Genomic DNA, 3,929 nt, shown 5'->3' with positions numbered 1-3,929 from the left:
ACCGCGCCCTTGTGCGCGGCAAACAGGCCGCCGGCCAGCCCGGCTAGCACCGCACTCTCGACAAAAATCCGATATTTCAACCAGCCGACCGACAGCCCGGACGCCGCCGCGCGCAGGGGCGCGTCACGCCCAGCCTGCAAGGCCGCGCCCATCACCGACCGGGCCAGCCAGCGCAGCGCAAACACTGAGATCAGCGCCAGTGCAACCAGCAGTCCATAAAAGAGCGGCCGACCTTCGTCGCTCACCAGGGTCAAGCCAATCAGTCCGTTGTCGCCACCCGTGAGGCCGACCCACTGCGTCGCACCGGCCCAGATCACCTGCGCCAGCGCCAGCGACAGCATGGCCAGATACACGCCGCTACTCCTTATCACCGCCGCTCCAAATACCGCAGCGACTGCCAGCGCCGCACCGCAACCGGCGGCCAGTGCCAATGGCAGCGAGGCACCCCACGCGCTGTGCGAAAGTGCCGCACCATAAGCGCCAAGTGCAAAAAATGCGGCATGCCCAAAACTCACCAGGCCGCCCAGCGCCATCATGGCCTGCAGGCTAATGCCGAAAATCATCAAAATCAGCGCATCGGCCGCCAGTGTTTGCCAATAGGGTCCACCCGACCAGGCCAGGCCGGCCAGCAACACCAACAGCGCTGCAATGGCCGCGTTCCAGTGCCAGTCCAGAAGAAGACCGCGAAACTGCTGCGCCACCTCACGCACGCCGCCCGCGCTTTCCTGCGGTGCCGCCGACAGGCCATTGAGACCCTGCGGCCTAAAGACCAGCACGACGGCCATGGTCAGAAAAACAATCACCAGAGTGGCCTGCGGAAGCAGTACGGTGCCAAAGGCATGGACCATGCCAATCAGCAAGGCGGCGGCAAATGCACCGCCAATGCTGCCCAGCCCGCCCGTGACGACGACAACAAAGGTTTCGACAATCACGTTCATGTCCATCTGAAGGTGCGCCGGTTCACGCGGCAACTGCAACGCGCCGCCCAATCCGGCCAGCGCGCAGCCCACGACCACGGCGCCGAGCATCAGCGGCTTGGGGTTGACACCCAGCGCCGCCAGCATGCCGCGATCTTGCGTGGCGGCGCGCAGGCGCTGACCAAACAGCGAGCGCCGCAGCAAGAGATGCAAGCCCACCCAGACCAGGGGCGCCAGTACGATCATCATCAGCTGGTAGACCGGGAAAAGCTCTTCACCAATCAGCACCGAACCCTTGAGCCCCGGGAAACGCGGTGCAAACACCTCGTCAGGCCCAAAAATCCACTGCATCGCATCGTGCATCGCCAGGCTCAGGCCAAAAGTGGCCACCAGCTGGTAGAGCTCGGGCGCGGCCGCCATTCGCCTTAGCAGGAAGAATTCAGCTACGGCCCCCGCCAGCGCCGCGCAGGCAGCGCCCATGAGAATGGCAAGCAGGTAAAGCGGGGCACTCTCGCCCCAGTCCGGAAACCAGTTGGTCACCCAGTGCGCCGTGAACAGGGCGCCGAGCATGAAAAAACTGCCATGGGCGAAATTGACGATTCGCGTCACGCCAAAAATCAGCGTCAGCCCCGCAGCCATCAAAAAAAGCGTAGTAGCGTAAGACAGCCCGCCAAGGAGCTGAACGACGGAAAACGTCATACCGCCGCAGCGCCGCCACAGGCACCTTTTGATGCCTCTGGACAAACAGAGCGAGTCCTCCGAACATGAAAGCTACGGTCGCAGAACTGGTTTTGCCAGGGCGCAGGCGGTGTAGCCCTTTCTTGGGACGGCGAAGCACACGCAGTGGGGAGCGAGGGAGCCACCTAGTCCAGCCAGGTTGTGAACTCCACGGCGCTCACGCGCGGAGTGCGAAAGGTATTGACCAGCGCCGACTCATCGGCATAACCCAGCGCCATGCCGCAGACCAGCATCTCGTCTTCGCCCGCGCCGATATGCGGCAGGATGATTTTGGCAAAACCGTTCCATGCGGCCTGCGGACAGGTGTGCAGTCCATGGCCGCGCGCGGCGACCATCATGTTTTGTAAAAACATGCCGTAATCGACCAGCGAACCGCGACCCATGACCCGATCAAGCGTAAACATCAGGCCGACCGGCGCGTCAAAAAACCGGAAGTTGCGCTGGTGCTGCAAATGCATCTTGTCCTTGTCACCCTTGGTGATGCCTAAAAGGCCGTACAGACCCCAGCCATTTTCGCGGCGCCGATCGATATAGGGAGATACCCATTTTTCAGGATAGTAGTCATAGGCTTCCCGGTACTCGCCGGCCAGCGCCGGGTCAGCGCGCATCGAATCATGCGCCTGGCAGACTTTGTCGACCAGGGTGTCGCGGCTCGTGCCTTGCAGCACATAGGCTTTCCATGGCTGGGTGTTGGTACCGGAAGGGGCACGGCTGGCAAGCTCGAGCAAATGCGCCAGCGTGGCGCGGGGCACCGGCGTCGGCAGGAACTCGCGCATCGACTGGCGGCTTTCTATAGCGCGGTCAACCGGATTAACAGGATGGGCAGACGCGTTGCCCGGCGCATCAACAGCGGCAAAGTCACCGGCAACCAAGGGGTTGGAAGGGAACGCAGTTTGCTTCATTTCAGGGTCTCCAGGAAACACAGTAGTTCAGGGGGCAAGGATGTGGGTCGGCGAGTGGCGCGATCCACATAGACATGAATGAAATGGCCTTTGGCGGCGCAACGCTGGTCCGTGTCGTCCGGGAACAAGGCTATCTCGTAACGCACACTGGACGCACCGATGTGCGCCACGCGAATGCCAGCGACAACAGGTTCCGGAAACGCCAGCGGCGAAAAATAGTTGCACTGGGTTTCCACCACCAGCCCAATCACCCCGCCCGCCTGTATGTCCAGCGTGCCGCGCTCGATCAGCAGGCCATTCACGGCGGTGTCAAACCAGCTGTAATAAACGACATTGTTGACGTGGCCGTAAACATCGTTGTCAGACCAGCGTGTAGCGATGTCGCGAAAGGCTCGGTAAGCGCTGCGGGGTTCGGCTTGAAGCCGTTTGAGGGAAGTCATGAACCGATATTTTGCCAGCGCCGCCAGTACTCCAGCGCAACGCGGAAAGTGTTGACCTGCACCTGAACGGTTTCGTCAATATTCACGCCATAGCCACCGGCCATTGAAAAAGCTAGCGGAATACGCCGCCGCCAGGCCCAGTCAAAGACCCGGCGGTCACGCGCTTCCAGCCCGTCAAAGCTCAAGGCCAGGCGTCCCAGGCGGTCACCCGCAAACGGGTCCGCGCCCGCCAGGAACAGTATCAGTCCCGGTTCAAAGCGCCGTTCCAGTTCATCCAGCGCGTGCTCCAAAGCCTGCAAATACGGCGCATCGGTGCAGCCATCGGTCAGTTCCACGTCCAGATCACTGGCCTCCTTGCGGAACGGGAAATTCTTTTGCCCGTGCAGCGACAGCGTGAACACGCTGGGGTCGTCGGCGAAGATGCTGGCCGTTCCATTGCCCTGGTGCACATCCAGATCAATCACCGCAACCTGCAGGGCAAGCCGCGCCTGGCGATGCTGGCGCGCCCATTCAGCCTGCATCAGGCGGGCCGCCACGGCCGAGTCGTTGAAGACGCAAAAACCACCGCCCTTGTGGGCATAGGCGTGATGCGTGCCACCGGCCAGATTGGCCGCAATGCCTTCAGGCCGAGCACCAGCGCCCAGCGCTGCGCGCGCCGCGGCCACCGTGGCCCCCACAGAACGGCGCGCCCGCTCGGCCATTGCCGGACTCCAGGGGAAGCCGATTTCCCGCTGTGCCGGCGCCGGCAGCGTGCCCAGCGCTATCGCTTCTATATCACCCGGCGGGTGAACCAGTGCCTGGTCCCCGTCGCGAGCGGCGGGCGCCTGGGCCAGTCGCACTGGCGGCTGTTCATTCGCCAGGCGGTCGCGCAGCTGTTTGTACTTGCCCATTGGAAAGCGATGGCCGGGCGGCAGCGGCCGAACGAAATCATC

The 3,929-nt window shown here is 62.7% G+C and carries 4 protein-coding genes; all 4 read right to left on the bottom strand.

Annotated elements, in window-relative coordinates; translation table 11 throughout:
* A partial coding sequence (locus tag HHJ19_RS13080) for an ABC transporter permease (RefSeq protein WP_296908103.1) occupies positions 1–1,616 on the bottom strand: 1,616 nt, incomplete at its 3' end.
* Between the two features lie 164 nt (positions 1,617–1,780).
* Positions 1,781–2,557: a nitroreductase gene (locus HHJ19_RS13075; protein WP_296908102.1), complete on the bottom strand. Its 777-nt coding sequence runs from the start codon at positions 2,555–2,557 to the stop codon at positions 1,781–1,783.
* Positions 2,554–2,997, bottom strand: coding sequence for a thioesterase family protein (locus HHJ19_RS13070; protein ID WP_296908101.1), 444 nt, complete (start codon positions 2,995–2,997; stop codon positions 2,554–2,556). The genes HHJ19_RS13075 and HHJ19_RS13070 overlap by 4 nt, the downstream gene beginning before the upstream one ends.
* Positions 2,994–3,929 (bottom strand): histone deacetylase (locus HHJ19_RS13065; RefSeq protein ID WP_296908100.1); only part of this gene is annotated, 936 nt, incomplete at its 5' end. The genes HHJ19_RS13070 and HHJ19_RS13065, both read right to left, overlap by 4 nt.

Source organism: Polaromonas sp., assembly GCF_012927415.1.
Classification (GTDB): Bacteria; Pseudomonadota; Gammaproteobacteria; order Burkholderiales; family Burkholderiaceae_C; genus Polaromonas.
This window is presented reverse-complemented; position numbering and strand designations above follow the sequence as displayed.